The 2,685-nt window shown below is 62.6% G+C and carries 3 protein-coding genes; 1 reads left to right on the forward strand and 2 read right to left on the reverse strand.

Annotated features, from left to right (window positions below; translation table 11 throughout):
• Positions 1 to 210 precede the first annotated feature (210 nt).
• Positions 211 to 1,017 (forward strand): exodeoxyribonuclease III, encoded by an 807-nt coding sequence (locus tag EN994_RS26100; protein ID WP_063169524.1) that lies wholly within the window; start codon positions 211 to 213, stop codon positions 1,015 to 1,017.
• A 28-nt stretch (positions 1,018 to 1,045) separates the two neighbouring features.
• On the opposite strand, the gene EN994_RS26105 is transcribed toward EN994_RS26100, so the two are convergent.
• Complete coding sequence (locus EN994_RS26105; RefSeq protein ID WP_127307926.1) at positions 1,046 to 1,720, reverse strand: hypothetical protein; 675 nt, start codon at positions 1,718 to 1,720, stop codon at positions 1,046 to 1,048.
• Positions 1,721 to 1,987: 267 nt separating this feature from the next.
• A partial coding sequence (locus tag EN994_RS26110) for a glycosyltransferase family 9 protein (protein ID WP_164746200.1) occupies positions 1,988 to 2,685 on the reverse strand: 698 nt, incomplete at its 5' end.

Raw genomic sequence — 2,685 nt, forward strand, 5'->3', positions numbered from 1 at the left:
CGGCGAACCGCGAGCTCAACACCAACAAGGCGCGCTAGCTTCAAACGCTCCAATAGCTGTGGAAAGCACCGGGCCGCGCCTCGTCGAGCGTTGCCCGGCTTGTCTTTGCGGCTTGCGGCTGGCAATTTCCCGGACCGACTCCGTCAAAAGGCGTCTTCCCCGCCGGGACCCATCGGTTCTGGCCGGTTGCACGCTGTCCTGGATTGCCAAATGCCCTTCTCCATCGCCACCTGGAACATCAACTCCGTTCGCCTTCGCATGCCGATCGTCGAGCGCCTGCTCGTCGAGCATGCGCCCGACGTGCTGTGCCTGCAGGAAACCAAGGTTCCCGACGAACTGTTCCCCGAGAAGGCTTTCCGCAAGCTCGGCTACGAGCACATCGCCTTCCATGGCCAGAAGGGCTACCACGGCGTAGCAACCGTGGCGCGGCGGCCGATCGAATTGGTCGAAAAGCGACGCTTTTGCGAAATCGAGGACAGCCGGCACCTCTCGGTGACGGTGCGGGCCGGCGGCAAGGCGATCCTGCTGCATAATTTCTACGTCCCGGCGGGCGGCGACGAACCGGATCCCGTCATCAACAGGAAGTTCAAGCACAAGCTCGATTTCGTTGCCGAGATGAATGCCATCCGGGCAGAACATGACGAGGTGTCCGGCTCGGTGCTGGTCGGCGACCTCAACATCGCCCCGCTCGAACATGACGTCTGGTCGCACAAGCAATTGCTCAACGTGGTCAGCCACACGCCGGTCGAGACGGAAAATTTCGAGGCGATGCGTCGCGCCGGCAACTGGGCCGACCTGATGCGGCTCAACGTGCCGGATGAGCAGAAGCTCTACACCTGGTGGAGCTATCGCGCGCAGGATTGGGAGCTGTCCAATCGCGGCCGCCGCCTCGACCACGTCTGGTCGTCGCCGAACCTTGTGCCCAGCTTTTCCGGCTACGAGATCCTGCGTCTGGCGCGCGGCTGGGAGCGCCCGTCGGACCATGTGCCTGTCATCGCGCGGTTCGATCTGGACTAGTCTGGTCGAAAATGCCCGCGTGCGGCAGTCAGTCTGTAGAGTTGGGACCGGCTGGATCCACCCACGGGCGGCCCAATCGTGTCACCATCGCCGCGTACCCAACGGCACCTGCCGCCCAGAGGAAGATGCCAAGCTCTTTGACGACGTCCTCGGCGATGGCGGCCGCAGAACCGGGGGTAGGAAACAGCTCTCCGAGCTGGTCGATCGATGCTGACATCGCCAGCAGGAAGCCTGCGGCCACAAAGATGATCGTGCCGTCGAATGGTTTCCGTCGCAGCCGGAAGAACCAGAACAACCCGGCGGCGGCGTAGGCAATCATCGGAACGATCTCCGGTATCCCAACAATGGGCAGCACGTCCTCATGGATCAACAACAGGTCATCGAGGCCCAAGAGGAGGGTAAGGCCGCCGAGAAACGTGCAATCCCATCGGCGCGTGAGCAGGCCAGCAAACAGGGTTGCGGCGCCGGAGCCGATCCATAGCGAAGCACCCAGGGACGAAATCCACCCCGTATAGAAACCGACTCCGGCGGCTGCGGATGGATCTCGATAAAAGATCCACGCGTCCAGACCACGAATTTGCGCGACGGACAGCGCGGCCAAGAGCATCGCAACGTTAATCGCCGCCGCCGCCACCACGACCAAGCGCCAGGCTATTGTCCATTCGCCGCCATGCTTTGTGTTCGGCGCGCTGTTCTCTGGCATTAGCTATTCTCATTGAGGACTGAGAGGAACTCCATTGGAATCAAAGATCAAGAAGTGCTGACCTATGCCTAATCCATTACGATGGCTGCCAGTTCTGCCGCGCCGAGAACTCCGCCTGCATTGTGCCGGTGGTCAGCATCGAACGGTTGCAGCGCTTCGCTCCACCGAACCCATTGTACCATGGCGCCGATGTTCAGGGGAGGCCGGCCTGCAAATGCCCGACCTGAATCCCAGCACGCTTCGAAGCGCGTCCAAATAAATTCGAACTCAAACGGCGCGCTTCACGTCTTCACGCATGTCGTTGCCCCAGGGCTGCTGCGCTGACAGGCCTGCGAGATCCGGTAGATGGGGATGGTCGCGGCGGCGTGTCGCCAGCATCCGTTGCGCCGCTTCGATGATTGTCGGCGCCGGGACATCGGCGACCAGGCCGGTCGGGCTGGCATGGCGGGTCGCGATCACGTCCACGCAGTTCGAAAGCGGCCTCCAACGGGCCATGTTGGCGCCGCCATTGAGGATAACCATCGGCGTCATCACCGTTGCCATGAGATGTGCGGTACCGCCTTCGGCGCCGATGTAAAGATCGGCAAACTCGCCGAGCGCCAGCAAGATGTCACCGATATCGACACCTCCGATCGCGGCGGAATCGACAAGCCGCAGCTTCGGCACGCGCTGAGCCAGCTCAGCCATATCGGGACCGTCGCCGGGGGTTTTCACATAGAGAAGGTTCACCCCGTCGGCGATCAGGCTGTCGGCGATTGCGGCAACCTGATCCGCCGACATGCGCTTGCTGGCGCTGCCATGCGCCGCGATAATGATCAAGGGAGCATGCTTGCCGTCCGCAAGGCTCCTGGCCGCCGCTCGTGCGGCCGGGCTAGGCTCCAGCCGATGATCGACAGGCAGCCGCTTGCCGGCAAGGCGTTCGATGAGGCGATGGTAGCGCCAGGCCTTGTGCCCGGGTCGTGCTT

This window comes from Mesorhizobium sp. M7A.F.Ca.CA.002.09.1.1, from assembly GCF_003998555.1.
GTDB classification, from domain to species: Bacteria; Pseudomonadota; Alphaproteobacteria; order Rhizobiales; family Rhizobiaceae; genus Mesorhizobium; species Mesorhizobium ciceri.